This is a genomic window from Halopenitus salinus, from assembly GCF_055397165.1.
On the sequence record NZ_AP043853.1, the window covers coordinates 1184897 to 1207182 of the forward strand.

Sequence of the window (22286 nt, forward strand, 5' to 3'; positions counted from 1 at the left end):
CGAGTGACACATCCAGTTGCGCCGTCACGTGAGGCGCTTTCGTCGACCGGTAGCGTAATCCTTTTATAGAACTACAGACAATCACACGCTGTACTATGAGTCAGCGACAGCGAATGGGCAACCAGCCGATGATCGTACTTTCCGAGGAATCGCAGCGGACCTCCGGAAAGGACGCACAGACGATGAACATCACGGCCGGCAAGGCCGTCGCGGAGTCGGTTCGAACCACGCTCGGACCGAAGGGGATGGACAAGATGCTCGTCGACTCGACGGGCGGCGTCGTCGTCACGAACGACGGCGTGACCATCCTCAAGGAGATGGACATCGACCACCCGGCGGCCAACATGATCGTCGAGGTCTCCGAGACCCAGGAGGACGAGGTCGGCGACGGGACGACGACGGCCGTCGTCGTTGCCGGTGAACTCCTCGACCAGGCCGAGGAGCTCCTCGACCAGGACATCCACGCGACGACGCTCGCACAGGGCTTCCGCCAGGCCGCCTCGAAGGCCAAGGAGATCCTCGAGGAGGAGTCCATCGAGGTCAGCGAGGACGACCGTGAGACCCTCACCGAGATCGCCGCCACGGCGATGACCGGCAAGGGCGCGGAGTCCGCAAAGGACCAGCTCGCGGACCTCGTCGTCGACGCGGTCCTCGCGGTGGCCGACGACGACGGCATCGACACCGAGAACGTCTCGGTCGAGAAGGTCGTCGGCGGCTCCATCGACGAGTCCGAACTCGTCGAGGGCGTCATCGTCGACAAGGAGCGCGTCAACGAGAACATGCCCTACGCGGTCGAGGACGCCAACGTGGCGCTCTTCGACGGCGCCATCGAGGTCAAGGAGACGGAGATCGACGCCGAGGTCAACGTCACCGACCCCGACCAGCTCCAGCAGTTCCTCGACCAGGAGGAGGCCCAGCTTCGCGAGCTCGTCGACGAGCTCGTCGACGTCGGCGCCGACGTCGTCTTCGTGGGCGACGGAATCGACGACATGGCCCAACACTACCTGGCCCAGGAGGGCATCCTCGCGGTCCGACGCGCGAAGTCGGACGACCTCAACCGGCTCGCCCGCGCGACGGGCGGCAACATCGTGGCCAACCTCGACGACATCGAGGAGGACGACCTCGGCTTCGCCGGCTCCGTCTCCCAGAAGGACATCGGTGGCGACGAGCGCATCTTCGTCGAGGACGTCGAACAGGCCCGCTCCGTCACGCTCATCCTCCGCGGCGGCACCGAGCACGTCGTCGACGAGGTCGAGCGCGCGGTCGACGACTCGCTCGGCGTCGTGCGGACGACGCTGCTCGAGGGTGCCGTGCTGCCCGGCGGCGGCGCGCCCGAGACCGAGCTGGCGCTCCAGCTTCGTGACTTCGCCGACTCCGTCGGCGGCCGCGAGCAGCTGGCCGTCGAGGCCTTCGCGGACGCGCTCGAGGTCATTCCGCGCACCCTCGCGGAGAACGCCGGTCTCGATCCCATCGACTCGCTCGTGGACCTCCGTGCCCGCCACGACGGCGGCGAGCTCGGCGCCGGCCTCGACGCCTACACCGGCGACGTAATCGACATGGAGGCCGAGGGCGTCGTCGAGCCCCTCGGCGTGAAGACGCAGGCCATCGAGTCCGCCACCGAGGCGGCCGTCATGATCCTCCGTATCGACGACGTCATCGCGGCCGGCGACCTCAAGGGCGGCGGCTCCGACGACGGCGGCGACGACGGCGGCGCGCCCGGCGGTGCCGGCGGCATGGGCGGCATGGGCGGCGGCATGGGCGGCGGCATGGGCGGCATGGGCGGCGCAATGTGAGCGTCGGCCGATAGCCCAGCCACACCCACCTGACCGTTTCGCCGCACCGACCGCGTCGATCGCGAACCGAGTTCCGATTTCTTTCGAGGCGTCCACGCTCTGACGAGCGACAGCATCCGGGAGAGCAACAGCACCCTAAAGAGCGACAGCACTTGGATCGGAGCGTCGACGCCGACCGGCCACGGGACGTTTCGGATCGATCCGAGATCCGCTCGAACCGATCAAAACCCCCTTATGGGACCTCTTCGTACTCGCGAACATGGCTGATCCACTGGCGATCGGAGTGGCGGCGTCCATCGTGTTGGTCGTCGTGTTCTTTTCCTCGTTGAAGGGGACCGGCTGGAGCCCGGCCGAGGACATCTCCGAGGAGGTGCTCGAACGGCGTGCGTCCACCGTACCCGAGACCGACTTCCCCGAGCCGATGAACCGTTCCATCGGCGGCGGTGGCGGCGCCGTCGCCGTCGGCGGCGGCGGTGAAGGCGGCGAGGGCGGCGAGCTCGAGGAGGGCGGCGCCGAGGAGTCCGCCGGCCCCGGCGACATTCCCGACGACGAGATCGAGTACTACGAGGTCGAGTTCATAAAGGAGGGCGAGACGGTCGAACTCGCCAACAACGAACCGATCCTCGACCAGGGCGAAGAGCAGGGTTGGGACATGCCCTACGCGTGCCGGCAGGGCCAGTGCGTCTCGTGTTCGGCCCACATCACCGACGGCCCCTCCGAGGACTACGTCGTCCACGACGACCAACAGATGCTCGGCGAGGCCGAGATCGACGACGGCTACACGCTCACCTGCGTCGCCTACCCGCGCGACTCCTTCAGCATCGAGACCGGCGAGTCGCCGTAGGCCGACGCGATCCGCCGCGTCGGACGTTCACTCCACGATCGGTTCCGGGTCCATTTTTCGAACCGTTTAAGCGATCGAGCGGGATACTCGAAGGTGAGGGCGCGTAGCTCAGCGGACAGAGCACTTGGTTCCGGACCAAGATGCCGCGGGTTCAAATCCCGTCGCGCCCGTCACGTTTCCTGACGGGGCAGATTGGCACGACTGCGGGCGGGTGTATATAAGGTGAATCCCCAGACGCGATTTTGAGTTCGTTACGTAGCGTAACGGGGATCGTCGCCTTCGTGTGGTTCGTGGGATACACGAAACGGAGTCGAGGTGAAGTTCTGTGGGTGGTTGGTAGCTTTTCCATGTCGGTCCGGTCTTGACGAGCAGAAAGGAAAATCCGTAGTGAGCGTTTCGCGGACGATCTCGAGAACGCCGTAATAACCGAACCGCTGATCAGTATCGACAGTGGCGTGGAATCGGGGCGAAAATCGACCACGAGAGGGAGCATATTGGCCATCCGGCGATCGCAGCCAAAGGGGGATCCGGCTATCCGGGAATCGGCAATCCCCGGACTGCTGATGGAAGCAATTCGAATCCGCCCGGGATTAGTGATCCCCGAATATATACCCGGTACCGTTCTATCAGCCAGTAATTGAACGAGACATGGAGCTCCGCCGCAATGGACGTCTCTACGAGATCGCGGCGGTAAACGATGAGGTGCTCGGCGCCCGTCAGGGATTTCCGGCACCGGAGGCGGGCTATCGAAAGACGTTACAGAGTGTTACCGACGTCGCGGATCGTCACTTCCAACGGGCCCGTTACGGACTGATTATGCCGAAGGCCGCTACTGGTCTCCACGGATCATGCCAACCCGGATGTCCGGTTAGTTCTGATGATAGTCTCGGTCAGTTGGCTCTGTTGCAATCCTCAGTAGTTGAGAGTGTTCTACGCTCACTCGTTCAGTACATCAGATGTACTGATCACCACCGGATCAGAATCTATCATTAGACGAGAATTCCAATAGAACCGGATGGTTCTGTGCGCCCGATGGCAATCCGTTGCGTGTTCGTTTACAATTTTGGCGAGCGTGTTCTTCCCCCCGGGTTGGCGTTCTGTTAGGAATTCGTCACATCGATTGATATCCTGCTTTTACCGCTGGATCGATATCCGATCGTTTCGGTGACCCCCGAGTGCTGCCGACGAGGTTGTAGAAGTTCGAATAGACTCGTACTCGCGGTGGTTGTATGTTTGATACCACACCCGAGATCGGCTCACACGTGTGATATCACATGCATAAATATATCCTTATACACCTATTATTACATAGCGGAGTGTCCACTCTGATTTCGGCACTCATAGATGCACCATGAAAGACATCGAAATTGACTCAAACGAAAAATCGGAATACGAGTGCTTTTCGTGTGGCAAAATCGTGTTCGCTGAAAATCGCCCCAGTCAATGTCCTGACTGTGCTGGTAAAATGCGAAATCGACAGGTTTCTGTTGAATAACGATGGTGTCACAATCCAACTACTCACAAAGCGAAGAGGGAGCAGTAGCAAAATCCACTGAGACGGAGATTGAATCAGCCTTGGAGACCGCTCGTCGCCAATTGCAACATGCTGCTGATCACCTCGATATCGATTCGAATGTGGTTGACCGCCTCAAACATCCAAAGAAGGTTCACGAAGTTACGGTCCCGATCGAACGTGATGACGGAACAGTAGAGGTTTTCACCGGCTATCGGGCTCAACACGATAGTGTCCGCGGTCCGTACAAGGGCGGGCTGCGGTATCATCCCGAGGTTACCAGAGACGAATGTGTGGGCCTCGGGATGTGGATGACTTGGAAGTGTGCTGTGATGGATCTCCCCTTCGGTGGTGCAAAAGGGGGAGTTGCGGTGAATCCGAAAAAATTGAGCGATGATGAGACGGAACGTCTCACCCGGCGGTTTGGTGAGGAAATTCGCAGCGTTATCGGTCCGACCGTGGATATTCCGGCGCCCGATATGGGGACGGGGCCTCAGACGATGGCCTGGTTGATGGACGCTTATTCGATGCAGGAAGGCGAAACGGTTCCTGGTGTGGTCACGGGGAAACCGCCCGTTATCGGGGGAAGCAAGGGACGTAATGAGGCTCCTGGTCGGAGTGTCGCCATTATTGCTCGAGAAGCGATAGAGTACTACGAGAAGGATATTAAGACGACGACCATCGCTATTCAAGGCTATGGCAGCGTCGGATCAAATGCTGCTCGCCTCCTTGATGACTGGGGTGCAAACGTCGTCGCTGTCAGTGACGTCAACGGTGGCATATACGATACAAACGGTCTTGACACACATGCGATTCCGTCTCATCACGAAGAGCCCGAAGCGGTGATGCGTCACGATGCGCCGGAAACAGTTACGAACGCAGAGTTACTCGAACTCGATGTCGATGTCCTGATTCCAGCTGCGCTCGGTAATGTACTGAAAGTCGAAAACGCTGAAGAGGTAATGGCGGACATTATCGTTGAAGGTGCAAACGGTCCAACAACGAGTGCGGCAGATCAGATATTTACAGATCGAGGGATTCCGGTTATTCCAGATATTCTCGCGAATGCAGGTGGCGTTACCGTCAGTTACTTCGAGTGGTTGCAGGACATCAACCGCCGAGCGTGGTCGCTTGAACGGGTTCACAATGAACTCGATGAAGAGATGTTGAAAGCGTGGGATGTGGTCGAAACGGAATTTGCTAATCGTGATGTGACGTGGCGAGATGCTGCCTATATTGTCGCACTCTCGCGAGTCGCGGAGGCCCACGAGGTACGAGGGCTGTGGCCATAGTAATGGGGCACCTCGAATAATCACTTGGCAGTGGTCTTCATCGATCGTTTTGGGTTGAATCTACTTCGGTAAACCCCTAAGTTTGGCCATCTTAGGCCTATTGGTCGGGAACCCTCGACGGTTTGAATATTCATCGTCGAAGTTACCCACCGAGCTATCGCCACGCGCCCGCGAGTGTGCCGGCACCAACGACACTGACGAACGAGAATCCAAGCACGACTGTGAGAACGTCCGGATTCGAAAACCCAGCGGTTGCGATAAACAGCGCAATCGCGGCGTTGCGTGCGGCCGTCGTGGTCGCCAACACCTCACGCCGTTCCCGGACCGGCCCCCCAAAGAGGTACCCGAGTGCTAATGAGAGACCGACAGCGACCGCCGAGATGGCGAGCATCTCTGTTCCGATGAGCGATCGCAACTCGCCGCTATAAACTACAACTAAGAGGACGATCAGTCCGACGAACGAGATGTCGGACAGTCGCTGTATGGGCGCGTACATCCGGTCACCGAATGCGGGATACAGGTAGGATAACCCAAGCCCCGCGAGTAGTGGTACAATCTGAATTTCCAGCACCATCCGTCCGATTGCGACGGGATCGACGACGACATCACCGGGTGCGAGCACTACCAGTGAGATTGGGATCGTCACAACCGACAGGAGACAGAGAATTGCCATCAGACCGCTGGCAAACGCGATATCACTGTCCGACATTTCGGCAAATTTTGGGCCGAACGGTGCGCCGGGCGAGACGGCAAGTAACAGGAAACCAGTCGCGTACGCCGGGCCGACCGGAACCATTCGGATGAGAAGGTAGGCGACGACCGGGACGGCTACGAGATTCACCACGAGGGATTTGCTCAACAGTTGCCGGTCACGGAGAGCACCGAACAGTTGTGTGACCGAGAGTTTCAGCCCCATCGAGAACATCGTCGAGAGAACAAAGACCGTCGTTACAATCTCAACGACTGCATCTCCAGATATCGCCTCCATTGTCGGTTCGTACAGTCGCAGGTTCGAGGTAGTACCATTTGTCAGTGGCGTATCGAAGATCTAGAAGTGGTTCCCGTCGCGGCCGTTTGGCGAACGAATCGTCGATCGTCCTCGGTCTTGTCTTCGTCCCCGCTCACGGCTCCACGTCGAATCCCCACTCCGCGGCGCGGTCGGCGGCCTCCTCGCGAGCCTGCTCGCGGATCGCTTCGATACGCTCGTCGTCGGCGAGGAAGGACTCGAGCGCGCCGTGGTCGGAGGACGGATCGTCCTCCGTGCGACGGTCGGCCGGCGCACGCTCCCTGGTTCGCTCGGCCAGCGCCGGCGCGTCCGCGAGCTCCTCGGCGGGCATGCCGGGCGGGACGCGAAACGACTCCTCCTCGTGGAGCGTATCGAGCGCGTCGGCGGCGAGTTCGTACACCTCGATCCGATAGGGCCCGGAGACGGCGACGTCGGCGAGCGCGTCGGCGCCGCCGCGATCGGAAGCCGGCGTGTACGCGAGCACGGGAACGCCGTCCTCGAGGGTGAGGACGGTTCGGACGTCGCCGTCCAAAAGCAGCGTCTCCTGAGGGACGAGCACGAGATAGCCGGTGAGCCGAGCCGAAAGCGCCGTCTCGAGTGGCTCCTCGAGGTCGGAGACGACCCGCGAGCGCCGGAGTTCGCCGCGTGGAATCGGAACGCTACCCAGGGCGAACGCGCGGCGCTCGCGAGGGGTCTCGGGGAGGCTCGCGTTCGGTCGGTCCTCGCTCATACCGTGTCGGGAACGACCGCGCTTCGAAACCGGTCGGCCACCGCTTCGACGTCGCGGTCCCGGACGTCGATGGCCGCGGCCGCCTTCCGGAAGGCGGCTGCAGCGTCGCTGTTCGGAGCGTACGCGAGAAGCGGCTCGCCGGCCGCGCGAGCCGCACGAACCGACTCCGCGGCCGGCACCTGTGCGAGCGTCGGTCCGCCGAAGTGGCGTTCGGCCTGTTCGGCCACGCGGTCGGCGTCCTCGCGGACCTTGTTGAACAGGACGCCCGCAGTTTCGGTCCCGTAGGCCCGCGCGTACTCCTGGACCTTCAGTCCGTCCGAGATGGCGGGGATCGTCGGCTGGACCACGATCACGGTTCGATCCGCGAGGACGATGGGCAACACGGCCGATCGCGACCCGAGGGCGGCCGGGGAGTCGAGGAGCAACACGTCCGTGTCGGCGGCCAGCTTCGCGACCACGTCACGGAGGCGGTCCGGATCCGCCCGCTCGAACCCTGAAAGCGAGGTTCCACAGGGGACGACCGTCATGCCGAACCGGTCGTAGCTCGCCTCCGAGATCTCCGTCGCCGTCCCCTCGAGGAGGAGGTCGTGGAGCGTGACCTCGACGTCGTCGAGGCCGGCGTGGAAAAGCAGGTTCGCCATGCCCGTGTCGGCGTCGACGACCGTCACGTCGTGGTCGGCCGAAAGCGCCATCCCCAACGCGAGCGTGCTCGTCGTCTTTCCGGTTCCGCCCTTCCCGCTGGCGACCGCGAAGGCCTCGACCATCGATCGCTACTCGCCGGGGGCGGCTAAAAGTGACTCGGGAGCGAATCCGGTGCGGATCCGGTGCGAGATCCACGGGGGACCGCCGCGCAGTCGGACGGGTACGGGATCGAAACCCCTTTCATTCGAACTCGAGTACGGACACGTGAGCCGAGGTAGCCTAGCCTGGCCAAGGCGGCAGATTCGAAATCTGCTGTCCGTTCGGACTCAAGGGTTCAAATCCCTTCCTCGGCGCTCCCGACTTTTCCGAGAATCCGATCTTGCCCCGCGGATCGAGACCGTGCGATCACGCCCCGTCGAGCGACCGCTGGGTCGCACCGTCCTCACGAAGGCGACGGCGGCGCTTGTCGTAGGCCGCCTCAAGCTTCGCGTTCGTCGCCCGCGAGAGGAGGTAGCAGTCGACGTCGCCGCCGTCCTCCGGATGGGCCGAAGCGATCCAGACGTGGCCGTCGCCGGCCGAGAGGTCCGCCGCCCACCGCTCTGCAGCCTCGCGATCGGCGAACTCCCGGCGTGGGCCCTCCTCGAAGACGGCGGTCCCGACCTTGGCGTTGCGCTTTCGAGCCGAGGGTTTGATCGCGACGACGACGCTCACGCCCGTCGATCGGAGGCGATCGAATAAAAACCCCGTCAGACGCGCGTCGACGATCGAGCGATGGCCCGATACCGGCCGATACGAAGACCGGAACGGAAGCCGGAGTCGCTCAGTCGTCCGCCGGCGTGGGTCCGCTCGCCTGCCGAAGGGCGTCGCCACACAGCCGGTCGAGCGCGTCGACCATGGCCACGACGCTCGCACGCGTGATGTCGGCCTCCGCGGCCTCGACGGTGACCGTCCGGTCGCCGCGGGAGAGTTCGACCACGACGGTCACGACGGCGTCGGTCCCGCCGGTGATCGCATCGACGTGGTAGGAGTCGAGCTCGAACTCGACGTCCTCGTCGGCGAGCGCCTCGCGAACCGCGGCGACGGCGGCGTCGACCGGGCCGGAGCCGTGACCGGATGCGACCCGCTCCTCGCCGGCGACCCGCAGTCGCACCGACGCGGTCGGGAGCCCGGAGCCGGAGGAGGCGGTGAGATCGAGCAGCTCGACCTGACGCTCGCGCTCGCGCTCGCGTACGTCGTCGGCGATGGCGAGCAGATCGGCGTCGGTGACGCGCTTTCCGCGGTCGCCGAGGTCCTTGACGCGCTCGACGACCGTGGCGAGCTGGTCGTCCGTGACCTCGACGCCGTGTTCGGAGAGGGCGGCCGAGACGCCCGCGCGCCCGGCGTGTTTCCCGAGCACGAGCCGGCGCTCGCGGCCCACCGTCTCGGGCGGGTACGGCTCGTACATGGCGCCGTCCTTCAGCGTCCCGTCGGTGTGGATGCCGGACTCGTGGGCGAAGGCGTTCGCCCCGCAGACCGCCTTGTTCGGCGGGGGCGAGACGCCGGTCGCCTCCGAGACGGTCCGGGCGAGCCGGTAGAGGTGCTCGAGGTCGACCGTCTCGATCCCGTAACACCGATCGAGCGCGATGGCGACCTCCTCCAAGGCGACGTTGCCGGCGCGCTCGCCCACCCCGTTGACGGTCGCGTGGACGAAGTCCGCCCCGGCGCGGAGGCCGGCGTGGACGTTCGTCATTCCGAACCCGAGGTCGTCGTGGGTGTGAACCCCGGTCGGCCCGAGGGCGGCCAGGCGCGAGACGATGTCGGCGGTTCGTTCGGGGCCGGCCGCGCCGACGGTGTCACAGTAACAGAACCGATCGGCGCCGGCGTCGAATCCGGTCTCGGCCATGCGCTCGAGGTACTCGAGGTCGGCCCGTGAGCCGTCCTCGCCGAGCAGCTCGAGCCACAACCCGTGGTCCTTCGCGTAGGCGACGAGCTCCTCGACGGTCTCGAGGACCTCCTCGCGCGTGGACCCGACCTTCGTCTCGACGTGGCGATCCGAGGCCGGGACGACGAGGTTGACGCCGTCGACGCCGCACTCGAGCGCGCGGTCGATGTCGGCCTTGACGCCGCGGGCGAAGCTCGTGACGGTCGCATCGAGCCCCTCGTCGGCCACCCGGCGGATGCCCTCGCGTTCGCCCTCCGAGGTGCACGCGGAGCCGGCCTCGATGACGTGGACGCCGGTCGCGTCCAGCTCGCGGGCGATGTCGAGTTTCCGATCCGGGGTCAACGAGACGCCCGGCATCTGCTCGCCGTCGCGAAGGGTGGTATCGAGCAATCGAACGGAATCGCGGTCCGAAAGCGAGGTGAAAACGGCGTCGTCTGTGGACCCGTCGTGAGAAGGACGGGCCGGTTGGTCGTCGTTACCGGAGAATTTCACGGCCAGCCGCCGTGTGGCGACTTCCTCTATCCTCCGAATTGCCACGAGTGTATCGTGTCATTCGTACTCGTGGGGTGGAGACCCACGGTAATAAGCTATCGGGTTTCCGGGAACGCGATAGCGTCGCCGGGTTCGACGGCGTCGGCGGCTCCGGCCGGCAGCTCGATCACCGTGTCGGCCCGGGCGCGACCGATCCCGACGAACGGCCGCAGTCGCTTTGTCCGCGTCACGATCCCGTCGACGATCCAGACGGCGTCGATGGGAAAGGGCACGAAGAGCATGTGTAGCGTTCGCGCGTCGACGTTCTCGAAGGGAAACACGAGCGCGTAGTCGTCGGGGATCGACCGCCGGAACATCAATCCCCTCGCCTTCGAGAGCGTCGAGTCCGCGATCTCGACGGTGCTCGCGAGCGTCCGGTCCGCGGAAACGTCGTCCTCCTCCACGTCGGTCGACGGGGCCGAACCGGCGGGCCGATGACGGAGTCGGGATCCCTCGGAGAGGTTCGACGGCGTGGAGTCGGTCACGCCTCGCTCCCGTCCCGAGTCAGGTCGTCGACGAGCCGACGAAGCGTCGAGAGCGAATACTGTCCGGGCGCCGTCGCGTTCGCCGGATCGACGGGGGCATAGCCGACCCGGGAGCCGTAGACGGGCGCCACGGCACGGGTGTGTCTGCCGGGTTCGCCCATGCACATCGTCGCCACCGTGTGGCCGGCCGCGGTCGCCCGTCGGGTCGCACGCAACATCGCGAGGGCGTCGTCGGGAGAGGCGGCCATCGTCGCGACCTTCCCGACGTCGCCGGCCGCGGCGGCGTCCGCGAGGAGGTCGACGAGCGCGTCAACGGGCGGCGTCGACTCGAAGTCGTGAGCGGAGGCGATCACCTGCACGCCGGACTCGCGAGCGGTCTCCCGGAGCGCGTTCGCGTGTGACCGTTCGAGCTCCGGATCCGGCGCCGTGGCTTGCAGCGCCGCGAGTTCGACGTCGACGGCGACGACGGAGTCGTGGGCGACCGCCTCCGAGAGCCGCTCGTAGCGCGCGAGCGAGTCGGCCTCGCCCCCCTCCCAGTCGGCCCGGTCCGTGGCGATGACCGGGAGCGGTCCGTCGTAGGCCGACAGCGCACGGAGTGGATCATCGGCGAGGTCCATCCGAAACTCGAGGGCGTCGGCGGCGGGCACCGCCGCCTCGGCCTCGCTCGGATCCGCCGTGGCCGCCGCGAGCACGAACTCCTCGAACATGTCGACCCGTGGGCCCCGAGCCGACTTAGGTGTGGCTGTCGACCGCTCGCAAGCGAGGGGAAAAGCAACGGGGAAACGAAAGCGGAGAAAGGAACCGTAGAGACGCCGATCGACTACGCGATGAGGCCTTCCTCGGCTTCGAGCAGCTCGTGGTACCGGTTGCGGATCGTGACCTCGGAGATGTCCGCGACCTCCGAGACGGCCGCCTGCGTCGTCTTCTCGTTGGTGAGCAGCGCGGCGGCGTAGACGGCGGCGGCGGCGAGCCCGACCGGCGACTTCCCCGAGTGGACGCCCTTCTCCTTGGCGTTCTTCAGAAGCTGTTTCGCGCGCATCTCGGCCTCGTCGGAGAGCTCGAGCGCGGAGGCGAACCGGGGGACGTACTGTTCGGGATCCGCGGGTTTGACCTCGAGTTTGAGCTCGCGCACGACGTAGCGGTACGTCCGGGCGATCTCCGACTTCTCGACGCGGGAGACCTCCGAGATCTCGTCGAGCGAGCGCGGAACGCCGGCCATCCGCGCGGCTGCGTAGACACACGACGTCGAGACGCCCTCGATGGATCGGCCGGGAAGCAGGTCCTCGTCGAGCGCCCGCCGGTAGATGACGGAGGCGGTCTCGCGAACGTTGTCCGGGAGGCCGAGCGCGGAGGCCATGCGGTCGATCTCGCCGAGCGCCTGCTTGAGGTTGCGCTCCTTGGAGTCGCGCGTGCGGAACCGCTCGTTCCACTTGCGGAGCCGCTGCATCTTCTGGCGCTGTCGGCCCGAAAGCGACCGGCCGTAGGCGTCCTGGTCGCGCCAGTCGATGTTCGTCGACAGGCCCTTGTCGTGCATCGTGTTCGTCGTCGGGGCGCCGACGCGCGACTTCTCGTCCTTCTCGCGAGAGTCGAACGCGCGCCACTCGGGGCCGCGATCGACGGAGTCGGCCTCGACGACGAGGCCGCAGTCCGAACAGACCGTCTCGCCGTGCTCCTCGTCGGTGACGACGTGGCCGTCACACTCGGGGCAACTCAATCCTTCGTCGCTTTCGGTTTCGCGCTGGGAGGTTCTCTCCCGCATGTGTGTGCGTTCGCTCATAGGTGTCATCCCCCTCGGACGGACCAATGAGAACCCGAGGAAGTGCTTACCCAAAAGACGAGCGAACGACACTTAAAACGACCGGAATCCACCCGGGCAGAAATTGAATGAATGATCACGATCGTCGGCGAACGGTTCGATCTCGTGTGTGAGTGCGTACCGAAGCACCCTTGACGTGGGCGATCGATCGACGACCATGGAGCCTCCCCGCGTCGTCTCGCTGGCGCCGAGCGCGACCGCGACGATCGGCGCGTTAGGCGCAAGCGACCGTCTCGTGGGCGTGACCGCCCACTGCTCGGTCGAAAGCGGTCGCGATCCGGAGACGGTCGGTGGATGGACGACGCCGGATCTCGAACGGGTCGACGAGCTCGAACCGGACGTCGTCCTCACGAGCGACGGACTCCAAGCGGAGATCGCCGATGCGCTTCGTGATCGAGGACATGACGTGGTCCACCACGAGCCCGCGACGCTCGAGGACGTGGTGGAGTCGTTCGCCGACGTCGGTGACGCCGTCGGTCGGCGGGAAGCCGGAGAACGCCTCGCGGAACGGGCACGCGGTCGGATCGACGAGATCACCGAGAGCGTCTCGAACCATCGCCGAGAGTCAAGGGGCACTCGGCCCGTCATCTACTGCGAGGAGTGGAGCGACCCGCCCATGGCCGCCGGCAACTGGGTCCCGGACGTGGTCGAGGCCGCGGGCGGGCGGTATCCGTTCGTCGATCCCGGCGAGCGCTCGCGGGAGACGGACGAGGAAGCCGTCCGTGGCCACGACCCCGATCACGTCGTCCTACACCCCTGTGGATACGGAGATCGCGTGGATCCGAGCGTGATAGCCGATCGGGGCTGGGAACTCGACGCGGAGGTCCACGTGATCCACGACGACCTCATGAACCAACCGAGCCCGGGACTGATCGAGGGGATCGAACGGCTCGCGGAGGTCATTCATCCAGGTCTGCATCTCGAGACGTGATGCCGGCGAGCGCGACGTGCGTGACCGAGGACGCGACCCGGCCACCCATCCACACGACCCGACCACCACTAACACGACCCGACCACCACCGACACCGACTTGTCCGGTCCCGATCGATGGCCGACATGCGAGTCGGCGTCGGTAGCGCGAATCCGGTGAAACGCGAGGCGGTCGCGGCAGCGGTGAACTGTGCCACGATCGACGGGACCGCTCCCGCCTCGATCGAGACAGTTCCCGTCGGGACCGGCGTGAGCGAACAACCCCGCGGTCGCGCGGAGACGATCCGCGGTGCCCGAACACGAGCTCGAAACGTCCTCGAGAGGGGATACGACCTCGGCGTCGGGCTCGAGGGGGGAGTCGCCGACGTCGAGAACGCCGACGGGCTGTTCTTGATCATGTGGGCCGTCGTCGACGACGGAGCGACGACCGGGATCGGTTCCGGACCGAGCGTTCGACTCCCGGCAACCGTCGAGCGGCGGGTGCGGGACGGCGCGGAACTCGGCCCGGTCATCGACGACGTGCTCGGGGAGGAGGACGTCGCCACCGGACGGGGAGCGATCGGCGCGTTCACCGGAGGTCGAATCGACCGAACGAAGGCGCTCGAGACCGCAACTTCGAGCGCTCTCGCACCGTTTCTCACCGATCTATACGTGTGCGAATCGGCCGACCGACCCGACGTTTAATACACATAACGACCCAGCCGTCCCGTGTCTCGGTAGCCGGTCCGGAACGGAACGCGGGCGCGCGATACGGACGTTTCGGAACCGTCGGTCGCTCGTAGTCCGTATCGCCTGTCCGCCACTTCACGAGAGGGTGCTGTTCTGCATCCCCAAAAGATTCCGTCGAGATTCCTCCGATCGAACGACGGAGACCGGATGGATGGGCCAGTATCCGAGCTTACTCCCTGAGCGCGTCAGTCTCGCTCATGTCCGCCGTCTCCTCGACGGCGGTGGTGAGCGAGACGTTGAGCGCCAGCATCGAGACGACGCCGCCGACGAGCGTCACGACGTTCTTCAGGGCGTGATCGAGGACCGCGGCACCGAGGGCCGTCGAGACGCCGATCGGGGTGAGTCCGACGACGAGGGCCGTGAAGGCACCCTCGTAGAGGCCGATTCCGCCGGGAGAGATCGGAAGTACCTTTGCGAGGTTGCCGACGCTCACGGCGAAGAAACAGACCGCGATCAGCGTCACCGGTTCCAGCCTGACGCCGAGCGCAACCAGGACCAACAGGGCAACCAGCACGTCGATGGCCCAGATGACGACGCTCGTCGCGCCGACGCGGGAGAACGCTGCGGGATCGCCGCCGACCCGCTGGAGGTCGCCGACGAACCGCTCGAGGACGTCGGCGACGACTCGACCGTAGGAGTCGCTGCTGACCCGCGAGACGAGCGTGCGGATCCGGTTCGCATCCGAGCGTGCCGAAAACACCAGTCCGAGGACGGCGGCGATCGCCACCAGACCGACCCCCATCGCGACGAACGCCGCCGTTCGACCCGCCGGATGGCCTCCCGAGATGGCGACGATCACCTCCCCGAGTCGTCCGGAGGCGGCATAGCCGACGAGGACGACGCCCGACAGTCCGGCGAGCGTCAGGAGGTCGAAGACGCGTTCGGCGGCGAGCGACGCGAACCCCGACGGGTACGGGATCGAGCGTCGCATCTTCACGATGTAGGCTCGAACGGCGTCGCCGCCGCGAGCGGGCAACACGAGGTTGCCGGTCTGTGAGATGAACACCGCGCCGGTGAGAAACCCGAGACGCTCGTGAAATCCGAGCTCGTGGAGGATGTCCCCGTATCGATAGCCCCGTATGGGCCACGAGAGGGCGTACAACACGGTGGCGACGGCGAGAAGGCGAGGGTCGGCCCGACGCATCTCGCGAACGACCTCACCGAAGTCGATGTAGGTCGACATCAACGCGACGGCGATGGCAACGAGGAGCAGTCCGGCACCGAAGCTCACCCGTGGCGTGATCCGCGGTCTGACCGACAGCTGCCACCACAGACGGCCGAGCTGTGATCCCATTCCGAGTACGTCACGGACGAGATCGACCTTCGTGTCGCCCTTGGGCTCCCAGGCGACCGGGAACTCCTTGACTCGAAGCCCCTGGCGTTGGGCTCGAACCAACAGTTCGGTGTCCCAGAACCAGTGGTCGTCCTCGACGTCATCGGCGAGCGTCGAGAAGGCCTCCCGTGAGATCGCCTTGAATCCGCACTGGTGGTCCCGAACGTCGGAGCCGAGGAGTCCCCGAACGAGGAGGTTGAAGCCGCGTGAGGGAACGCCGCGTTTCGCCGGGCGATCGGCCTCGCGTCCCGGCATCCATCGGGATCCGGTTGCGAGGTCGTACTCGCCGGAGCGGACCGCCTCGACGAGTTCCTCGAGGTGGGACATGTCCGTCGCGAGGTCGGTATCGAAGTAGACGAGAACGTCGCCGTCGGCGGCCTCGAACGCGCGCTCGAGCGCACCGCCGCGTCCGAGCCGCTCCTCGCTGTGAACGTGTCGAACCCGTTCGTCCCTCGCCGCGAGTCGATCGGCGATCTGCGGGGTGTGATCCGTACATCCGTCCTCCGCGACCATCACCTCGAAGTCGCCATCCGGGAGGAACTCGGCGAGCGTCGAGAGGGTCGCCTCGACGGTATCCTCGAGCGTGGCCTCCTCGTTGTAGGCTGGCAACACCACGCTCACGGCTGGATCGCCGGCGACTCCGGTCATCATCGCCACATGGCCACGGCGCAGGTAAGTACCTTCTGAAGGGGTCACGGAAGGCATCCGCGAGCCGCTTCGAGGATCGTACCCACCTCGTCAGTCCTCGGGGACGATCGGGTATCCATCACATGGAGAATCGACGGAATGCGCGGCGTTAGCCGATCCTACCAAACCGCCCTTTTGTCGTCGGTACCTGGGTACGAACATGAGCGCGACAACGACCGATCCGGCGGCGGCCACGAACCTCACCGAAAAACAGCGCCGCATCCTCTCCTACCTCCGTTCGCGCGTGGATACCCAGACCTACTTCAAATCGCGACTCATCGCCGAGGACCTAGGACTCTCGGCGAAGGAGGTCGGCGCGAACATCCGGGCCGTACGCGATGCGCCGATCGACCTGTCGATCGAGAAGTGGGGCTACTCGTCGGGAACGACGTGGATGGTCGAGCGATAGACCCGCCTCGGACGATCAACCGGGGGGATGGCCGCCGTCCGGGGCGCTTTTTGCCGGCGGCGACCTACGAACGGGCGTGACCGAGGTGGCGCTATTCGACATGGACGGGGTGTTCCTCGAGGGGGACGGAACGGATCCCCGCGTGTACCGGGCGGCCGCACACGACGCGCTCCGCGAGCACGGGGTTCGGAGGGTCAGCGACGAGCACGCGTCGATCCTGGAGGAGACCGAGTATCGGCCGGCCATGGACGAGACGTGTCGCGAACTCGATATCGATCGCGACGAGTGGTGGCGAACGCGCGAATCGCATGCCTCCCGCCGCGCGAACGCCCGGATCCGATCCGGTGACCGTCCGCTGTACGACGACGTCGAGGCGATTCTGGAGCTTCCCGACCACCTCCCGACCGGGCTCGTGAGCAACAACCGCCACGAGACGGCGAAGTTCGTTGCCGACTACTGTTTCCCGGAACGATTCGACGTCGCGATCGGCCGGAAACCGACGCTCGCCGATTACCGTCGAAAGAAGCCGGAACCGACGTTTCTCGAGCGTGCGCTCTCGTCGTTGAGTGCCGAAAGCGTCGATTCCGGCCACTACGTCGGCGATCGCGAAACGGACGTTATAGCTGCCCGACGAGTGGGCCTCGAGTCGATCCTTCTCGATCGACCACACGTGAACGCGGCCGAAGTGACGGCGGAACCGGACCACGTGGTCACGTCGCTTCGGGAGGCAGTCCGGATCGTCGAGGACGGCGGATGAGGTGGATCACTCGTCCGCGCCGGGATCGTATCGAAGGTGGTCCGCGGCGTCGTCCGCGAACGCCCGCGCCTCCGGACCGAAGGAATCGGCGTAGCGCACGATCAACACGACGAGGCGCTCGGGCTCGCGAACGACGTATCCGTCCTCGCGATCGAGGAGGCCCGCCGCCTCGAGATCCGCAGCTGCCGCGCTGATGGTCGGGCGGGAGACGCCGACGGCCGCGGCGATCTCCGTTCCCGTCGCCGATGGGTCCCGAAGGAGGTGGACGAGGAGTCGACGGGGCGTCTCGCGACGGAGGTATCCGAGCGCTCGCTTGTCGACGTCGTCGAATCGACCCGTCGGGTAGAACCGTCGGTAGTCGCCGTCCTTCGCGGATTCGAGATCGCCGGCGGAGACGAGTCGCCGGAGGTGATACTGCGTCTCGCCCGTTCCGAGCCGAAGGTCGTCGCGGATCTTCGAGAAGTGGGCACCGGGCGTGGTCGCGACGTATCCGCGGATGGCCTCCCTGGTCTCGTTGTCCGCCGGGGGGTCGCTCGAGTCGTCCCCGTCGTCGTCCGCCCGTGCCGAGCCGACGAACGGAGCGGCGGCTCCGATGGCGGCGAACCGCCGGAGCGTCCGTCGTTTCCGCTCGTCGACGTCGTCTGTCACGACCGAAGAGTGTCGAGCATCGGATAAAAGCTCATCGCTCGTCGTGTGGACGAGTGACAGGAATTGTCCGCGGGGGTCGACCGTTCACCCGGTTTCGATCCGGTTCGATCGGGAGCCACCGTCAACTCACTCGGATTCCCTCTCCAGGTCCTCGTCGGCGACGTCCGCGTCCATCTCCTGGATCACCTCGTCGGCGGACTTGATGCTGCCGACGTCGCCGGACTTGACGGCCTCGGCCTCCTGTTCGAGCTCCTCGACGTTCATCTCGGCGGCCTCGTCTATCTGGCCGAGGATCTCGTCGATGTCGTCGAGACCGAGCAGCTGGCGCGTCTCCTCGTCGAACTCGAGCGCCTCGAGCCCCTCTCCCTCGCTTTCGACGTCCGAACCCGTGAGGTGCTTGCCGTACCGTCCGACGAGGCTCGTGAGTTCCTGCGGGAGCACGAACGTCGTCGACTCTCCCTGGCCGATCGCCTCCAGCGTCTCCATGCCACGTTCGATGACCGCCCGCTCGCCCATCGCCTCCGAGGACTTCGCGCGCAGTACCGTCGAGATCGCGTCGCCTTGTGCCTCGAGGATCTGGCTCTGTTTTTCACCCTGCGCGCGGATGATGTTCGACTGCTTGTCACCCTCGGCCTGTTCGACCGCCGAGCGACGTTCGCCCTGTGCCTCGAGGATCATCGCGCGGCGGCGTCGCTCCGCGGACGTCTGCTGTTCCATCGCCTGCTGGACGTCCTTGGAGGGGTTGACCTCCCGGACCTCGACGCTCTCGACGCGGATGCCCCACTCGTCGGTCGGCTCGTCGAGCTCCTTGCGGATCTTCGCGTTGATCTCCTGGCGCTTGTTCAGCGTGTCGTCGAGCTCCATGTCGCCGAGGACGGCCCGGAGCGTCGTCTGCGCGAGGTTCGAGACCGCCTTCTTGTAGTTGTCCACCTCGAGGAACGCCTTCTTGGCGTCCATCACCTTGATGTAGACGACCGCGTCGGCGGTGACCGGGGAGTTGTCGCGGGTGATCGCCTCCTGGCGCGGGACGTCGAGCGTCTGGGTCCGCATGTCGAAGGCGTAGGTCCGCGAGACGAACGGCGGAATAATGTTGATGCCGGGCTCGAGCAGCTGTCGGTACTCGCCGAAGACGGTGAGCGCCTTCTTCTCGTAGGCGTCGACGATCTCGATCGACTGCCAGATCGCGACGAGGACCAAAACGAGAAACAGCAGGCCGATCGGCGCGAGCCCGAAGCCGGTCTGGAGGAGGGGAGATACCATACGTATGATTGACGTATGACGAACATAAGCGTTCGCCCGGGAGGAAACCGATCGAACCGGATCGTTACTCGGTTTCGACTTCAGCGTCGTCTACGGCTTCGGTTTCGCTTCCGGATTCGGATCCGTCTCCCGCCTCCTCGTCGAGTTCGGCGTTCGAAGCGTCCGCCTCGGCGATCGCGTCTCGACCGGCCGCCAGCTCGCGGTCGATGTCGTCCTCGATCGCCGAGAGGGACTCGACGGTGAGGACGTTTCCGCCGCCGGGATCGACGACCATGACCTCCGATCCCTCCGGGATCGTCCCGTCGATCGACCGGGCCGAGTAGTGGGGGTTGAACCCGCCACCGGAGAGCTTCACCTCCCCTGCGGTCTCCGTCACCGTCTCCGTGACGCGACCGGTCGTCCCGATCAACGAACCGCTGTCGCGGGTCTGTTGTTGTCCCTTCCCCCCGTAGAGGTCGAGTTCGCGGTAGCCGTAGAAGGCGATCGCGCCGAAGAACAGCGCGACCAACGCGAGCGCGAAGGGGCTGGCGAGGGGGGAAAAGACGAGGCCGACGAGTCCGGCGCCAAGGAGCGCGATCCCGACGACGATGAAGTTGGCGCCGGGGGCTATCGCCTCCGCGACCGAGAGGGCGAGTCCGAGGGCCAACAGCAAAATCGGCAGCGCCTCGGGCGTGAGGAGCTCCGCCTGGAACAGCAACTCCATACTCGAGGTAGGGGCTCCAGGGGATTAAGTGGTTTCACGGAGTTTCCGGCGATTCCGCGGCGGTTTCGACGGGGAATTCCCCTCAAAAGGCGGTCACGACGACCGCGACGGCGAGAACGACCCCGAGCGCGACGAACGTCGCGTGGACCGGGTCGATGGATTCGGGCTCGATCGGTCCCGGGCCGGGACTCGTCTCCTCGACGATCCCGTCGGGGCCGACCTCCTCGATGCTGAACCGCCACTCGGACCCCTCGTCGGCGTCGTCCTCCTCGTCCGCCCGCGCGTGACCGCGACCGCGATCTCCCCGAGTCATGGGTGAGATCTGGGTGGGGATGGGTAAATGGCTGGTGGGTGACTCGCCGCGATCGAACTCGAACGGGGTCGCTCGACGGTTCCGGACGGCGTCAGTTAACGGTCGAGCGGGGACGGTTAACGGTAGAGCGGGGACGGTTAACGGTAGAGCGGGGACGGTTGACGGTCGAGGGGATCCGGACGGCCTCAGCGATCGCCGGAGCGCTGCCGGACGTCACCCTCGTATATCACGCCGCGCTCGCCGTCGATGGTCGCGACCTCTCCGTCGTCGATCCACGAGGGGAGGGTGACGCCCGAGACCATCGGGACGCCGAGCTCGCGGGCGATGACCGCCGGGTAGCCGGTCATGCCCGGACGCGCGCCGATGATCCCCGATATCCGGGAGAGATCCCCCGTGAATTCGCCGTCGAACTCCTCGGAGAGTACGACGATCGAGTCCCGCTCGAGGACGGAGAGATCGCCGTCCGGGATCCGAACGAGAGGGGCGGTCGTTCGACCGCTCACGACCGACTTGCCGGCCGCGATCGTCTCGGCTGCGACGTGAACCTTCAGCGTGTTCGCCGTGTCGGTCCCATCGAGTCCGGACATCATCCCCAACAGGACGACGACCGTGTCGCCCGACTCGGCGGCACCGACGTCGATCGCCGCCTCGACGGCGTTGTCGAGGACGTGTTCGATGTCGGTGGCGTAATCGGCGTACTCGGGCTGGACGCCCCACGAGATGGCGAGCTGGCGACGGACGCGGTCCGTCGGCGTGGTCGCAACCACCGGCACTCCGGGGCGGAACATGGCCGTCTTCCGGGCGGTGTATCCGGATTCCGAGACCGCGACGACCGCGGAGGCCCCCACGTCGCGGGCGAGATAGCGCGCCGAGCGAGCGAGCGCCTCCGTCCGGGACTCGTCGTCGGCGGTCGGGACCCGCTGTTCTCTGGTCTCCGCGTACTCGTCGCTCGATTCGATCTCCCGGACGATCCGGTCCATCGTCTCGACGACGCGAACCGGGTGGTCGCCGATCGCCGTCTCGCCGGAGAGCATCACGGCGTCGGTCCCGTCGAGGACGGCGTTCGCGACGTCCGACGCCTCCGCCCTGGTCGGACGACGCGATCGGATCATCGAATCGAGCATCTCCGTCGCGGTGATGACGGGGACGCCGGCATCGACGCAGGTCCGGATGATCCGCTTTTGGATGACGGGAACGTCCTCGAGCGGACACTCCACGCCGAGGTCGCCGCGGGCGACCATCACGCCGTCGGCGGCGTCGACGATCCCGGCGAGGTTGTCGACGGCGCCAGCGCGTTCGATCTTCGCGACGACCGGGATGTCGCCGCCGCCGTACTCGTCGAGGCGGTCCGTGATGGTGTAGACGTCCGCCGCATCCCGAACGAACGACGCCGCGACGAAGTCCGCGTTCTCCTCGGCGGCCAGCCGCAGCTCGCGCTCGTCGCTCGGCGTGACGAGGTCGACGTCGATGGCGACGCCGGGGAGGTTGACGCCCTTCCGGGAGGCCAGCTCGCCGCCGGAGTCGATGCGCGCGGTGACGGTTCCGTCCTGGACGTCCTCGACCGTGGCCTCGATCCGGCCGTCGTCGAGAAGCACCGTGTCGCCGGGTCCGGCGGCGGCGATGGAGTGGGTGAGCCCGACCGCCTCCGGCGTCGCGGTGTCACCCTCCAGAAACCGGACCACGGAACCGGTCTCGAGGTGGATCGGCTCGTCCGTCTCCGCGGTCCGGACCTCCGGCCCCTGGAGGTCGACCATGACGGCGAGCGGCGAGTCCGTCTCGTCGTCGACCGATCGAACGCGCTCGAGCACCGTCCGCCGGTGGTCGGTGGTCCCGTGGCTCGCGTTGAGCCGCGCGACCGACATGCCGGCCGCGGAGAGCGCCCGGATCGTCTCCGTGTCGTCCGACGCCGGGCCCAGCGTGCAGACGATCTTCGCGTTTCGCATA

The 22286-nt window shown here is 65.6% G+C and carries 22 protein-coding genes and 2 tRNA genes; 10 read left to right on the plus strand and 14 right to left on the minus strand.

Features of this window, described 5'->3' with window-relative positions; genetic code table 11:
* Window positions 1–128: 128 nt before the first annotated feature.
* The 5 genes from thsA to gdhB all read left to right on the plus strand — a co-directional run bounded on the left by thsA (window position 129) and on the right by gdhB (window position 5442).
* Entirely contained in the window at window positions 129–1793 is a 1665-nt protein-coding gene (gene thsA, locus ACZ5YD_RS07725) for a thermosome subunit alpha (RefSeq protein WP_379739229.1), read from the plus strand.
* 259 nt (window positions 1794–2052) lie between these two features.
* Window positions 2053–2637: a 2Fe-2S iron-sulfur cluster-binding protein gene (locus tag ACZ5YD_RS07730; protein ID WP_379739211.1), complete on the plus strand. Its 585-nt coding sequence runs from the start codon at window positions 2053–2055 to the stop codon at window positions 2635–2637.
* Between the two features lie 97 nt (window positions 2638–2734).
* A tRNA-Arg gene (locus tag ACZ5YD_RS07735) sits at window positions 2735–2807 on the plus strand.
* Window positions 2808–3988: 1181 nt separating this feature from the next.
* Window positions 3989–4132 (plus strand): rubrerythrin-like domain-containing protein, encoded by a 144-nt coding sequence (locus ACZ5YD_RS07740; protein WP_379739213.1) that lies wholly within the window; start codon window positions 3989–3991, stop codon window positions 4130–4132.
* 2 nt (window positions 4133–4134) lie between these two features.
* Window positions 4135–5442 (plus strand): glutamate dehydrogenase GdhB, encoded by a 1308-nt coding sequence (gene gdhB / locus ACZ5YD_RS07745; RefSeq protein ID WP_379801161.1) that lies wholly within the window; start codon window positions 4135–4137, stop codon window positions 5440–5442.
* 154 nt (window positions 5443–5596) lie between these two features.
* On the opposite strand, the gene ACZ5YD_RS07750 is transcribed toward gdhB, so the two are convergent.
* From ACZ5YD_RS07750 to ACZ5YD_RS07760, 3 genes are all read right to left on the minus strand, one after another.
* Window positions 5597–6430: a bile acid:sodium symporter family protein gene (locus tag ACZ5YD_RS07750; RefSeq protein ID WP_379801163.1), complete on the minus strand. Its 834-nt coding sequence runs from the start codon at window positions 6428–6430 to the stop codon at window positions 5597–5599.
* 133 nt (window positions 6431–6563) lie between these two features.
* Window positions 6564–7178, minus strand: coding sequence for a DUF8054 family protein (locus tag ACZ5YD_RS07755; protein ID WP_379741920.1), 615 nt, complete (start codon window positions 7176–7178; stop codon window positions 6564–6566).
* Window positions 7175–7942: a nucleotide-binding protein gene (locus tag ACZ5YD_RS07760; RefSeq protein ID WP_379741923.1), complete on the minus strand. Its 768-nt coding sequence runs from the start codon at window positions 7940–7942 to the stop codon at window positions 7175–7177. Before ACZ5YD_RS07760 ends, ACZ5YD_RS07755 begins: the two co-directional genes overlap by 4 nt.
* A 146-nt stretch (window positions 7943–8088) precedes the next feature.
* On the opposite strand from ACZ5YD_RS07760, the gene ACZ5YD_RS07765 reads away from it, so the two are divergent.
* Window positions 8089–8173, plus strand: a tRNA-Ser gene (locus ACZ5YD_RS07765).
* Window positions 8174–8225: 52 nt separating this feature from the next.
* Here ACZ5YD_RS07765 and ACZ5YD_RS07770 read toward each other — a convergent pair.
* From ACZ5YD_RS07770 to ACZ5YD_RS07790, 5 genes are all read right to left on the minus strand, one after another.
* A complete protein-coding gene (locus tag ACZ5YD_RS07770) occupies window positions 8226–8531 on the minus strand; it encodes a DUF8081 domain-containing protein (protein ID WP_379741926.1) in 306 nt (101 codons plus the stop codon).
* 109 nt (window positions 8532–8640) lie between these two features.
* Window positions 8641–10131, minus strand: a complete 1491-nt coding sequence (locus ACZ5YD_RS07775; protein WP_464384467.1) for a 2-isopropylmalate synthase — start codon at window positions 10129–10131, stop codon at window positions 8641–8643.
* A gap of 197 nt (window positions 10132–10328) precedes the next feature.
* Window positions 10329–10757: a DUF192 domain-containing protein gene (locus tag ACZ5YD_RS07780; RefSeq protein WP_379741932.1), complete on the minus strand. Its 429-nt coding sequence runs from the start codon at window positions 10755–10757 to the stop codon at window positions 10329–10331.
* Window positions 10754–11464, minus strand: coding sequence for a type I 3-dehydroquinate dehydratase (locus tag ACZ5YD_RS07785; RefSeq protein ID WP_379741935.1), 711 nt, complete (start codon window positions 11462–11464; stop codon window positions 10754–10756). Before ACZ5YD_RS07785 ends, ACZ5YD_RS07780 begins: the two co-directional genes overlap by 4 nt.
* A gap of 113 nt (window positions 11465–11577) precedes the next feature.
* A complete protein-coding gene (locus tag ACZ5YD_RS07790) occupies window positions 11578–12534 on the minus strand; it encodes a transcription initiation factor IIB (RefSeq protein ID WP_379741938.1) in 957 nt (318 codons plus the stop codon).
* Between the two features lie 196 nt (window positions 12535–12730).
* Here ACZ5YD_RS07790 and ACZ5YD_RS07795 point away from each other — a divergent pair, with 196 nt between their 5' ends.
* On the plus strand, window positions 12731–13504 hold the full coding sequence (locus ACZ5YD_RS07795) for a cobalamin-binding protein (protein WP_379741941.1): 774 nt from the start codon (window positions 12731–12733) through the stop codon (window positions 13502–13504).
* A gap of 116 nt (window positions 13505–13620) precedes the next feature.
* Window positions 13621–14187, plus strand: coding sequence for a DUF84 family protein (locus tag ACZ5YD_RS07800; protein ID WP_379741944.1), 567 nt, complete (start codon window positions 13621–13623; stop codon window positions 14185–14187).
* Window positions 14188–14401: 214 nt separating this feature from the next.
* On the opposite strand, the gene ACZ5YD_RS07805 is transcribed toward ACZ5YD_RS07800, so the two are convergent.
* Entirely contained in the window at window positions 14402–16213 is a 1812-nt protein-coding gene (locus ACZ5YD_RS07805; RefSeq protein WP_379741947.1) for a flippase-like domain-containing protein, read from the minus strand.
* A gap of 199 nt (window positions 16214–16412) precedes the next feature.
* Here ACZ5YD_RS07805 and ACZ5YD_RS07810 point away from each other — a divergent pair, with 199 nt between their 5' ends.
* Together ACZ5YD_RS07810 and ACZ5YD_RS07815 are read left to right on the plus strand one after the other, a co-directional pair.
* Window positions 16413–16661, plus strand: coding sequence for a DUF7123 family protein (locus ACZ5YD_RS07810; RefSeq protein WP_379741950.1), 249 nt, complete (start codon window positions 16413–16415; stop codon window positions 16659–16661).
* Window positions 16662–16737: 76 nt separating this feature from the next.
* A complete protein-coding gene (locus ACZ5YD_RS07815; protein WP_379741952.1) occupies window positions 16738–17418 on the plus strand; it encodes an HAD family hydrolase in 681 nt (226 codons plus the stop codon).
* A gap of 6 nt (window positions 17419–17424) precedes the next feature.
* On the opposite strand, the gene ACZ5YD_RS07820 is transcribed toward ACZ5YD_RS07815, so the two are convergent.
* The 5 genes from ACZ5YD_RS07820 to pyk form a co-directional block, all read right to left on the minus strand.
* A complete protein-coding gene (locus ACZ5YD_RS07820) occupies window positions 17425–18066 on the minus strand; it encodes a winged helix-turn-helix transcriptional regulator (RefSeq protein ID WP_379741954.1) in 642 nt (213 codons plus the stop codon).
* Between the two features lie 126 nt (window positions 18067–18192).
* Complete coding sequence (locus ACZ5YD_RS07825) at window positions 18193–19326, minus strand: SPFH domain-containing protein (protein ID WP_379741957.1); 1134 nt, start codon at window positions 19324–19326, stop codon at window positions 18193–18195.
* Window positions 19327–19390: 64 nt separating this feature from the next.
* On the minus strand, window positions 19391–20029 hold the full coding sequence (locus tag ACZ5YD_RS07830) for an NfeD family protein (RefSeq protein WP_379741961.1): 639 nt from the start codon (window positions 20027–20029) through the stop codon (window positions 19391–19393).
* 82 nt (window positions 20030–20111) lie between these two features.
* Window positions 20112–20342, minus strand: coding sequence for a DUF7312 domain-containing protein (locus ACZ5YD_RS07835; RefSeq protein WP_379741964.1), 231 nt, complete (start codon window positions 20340–20342; stop codon window positions 20112–20114).
* A gap of 185 nt (window positions 20343–20527) precedes the next feature.
* A complete protein-coding gene (gene pyk / locus ACZ5YD_RS07840) occupies window positions 20528–22285 on the minus strand; it encodes a pyruvate kinase (protein WP_379741967.1) in 1758 nt (585 codons plus the stop codon).
* Window position 22286 lies beyond the last annotated feature (1 nt).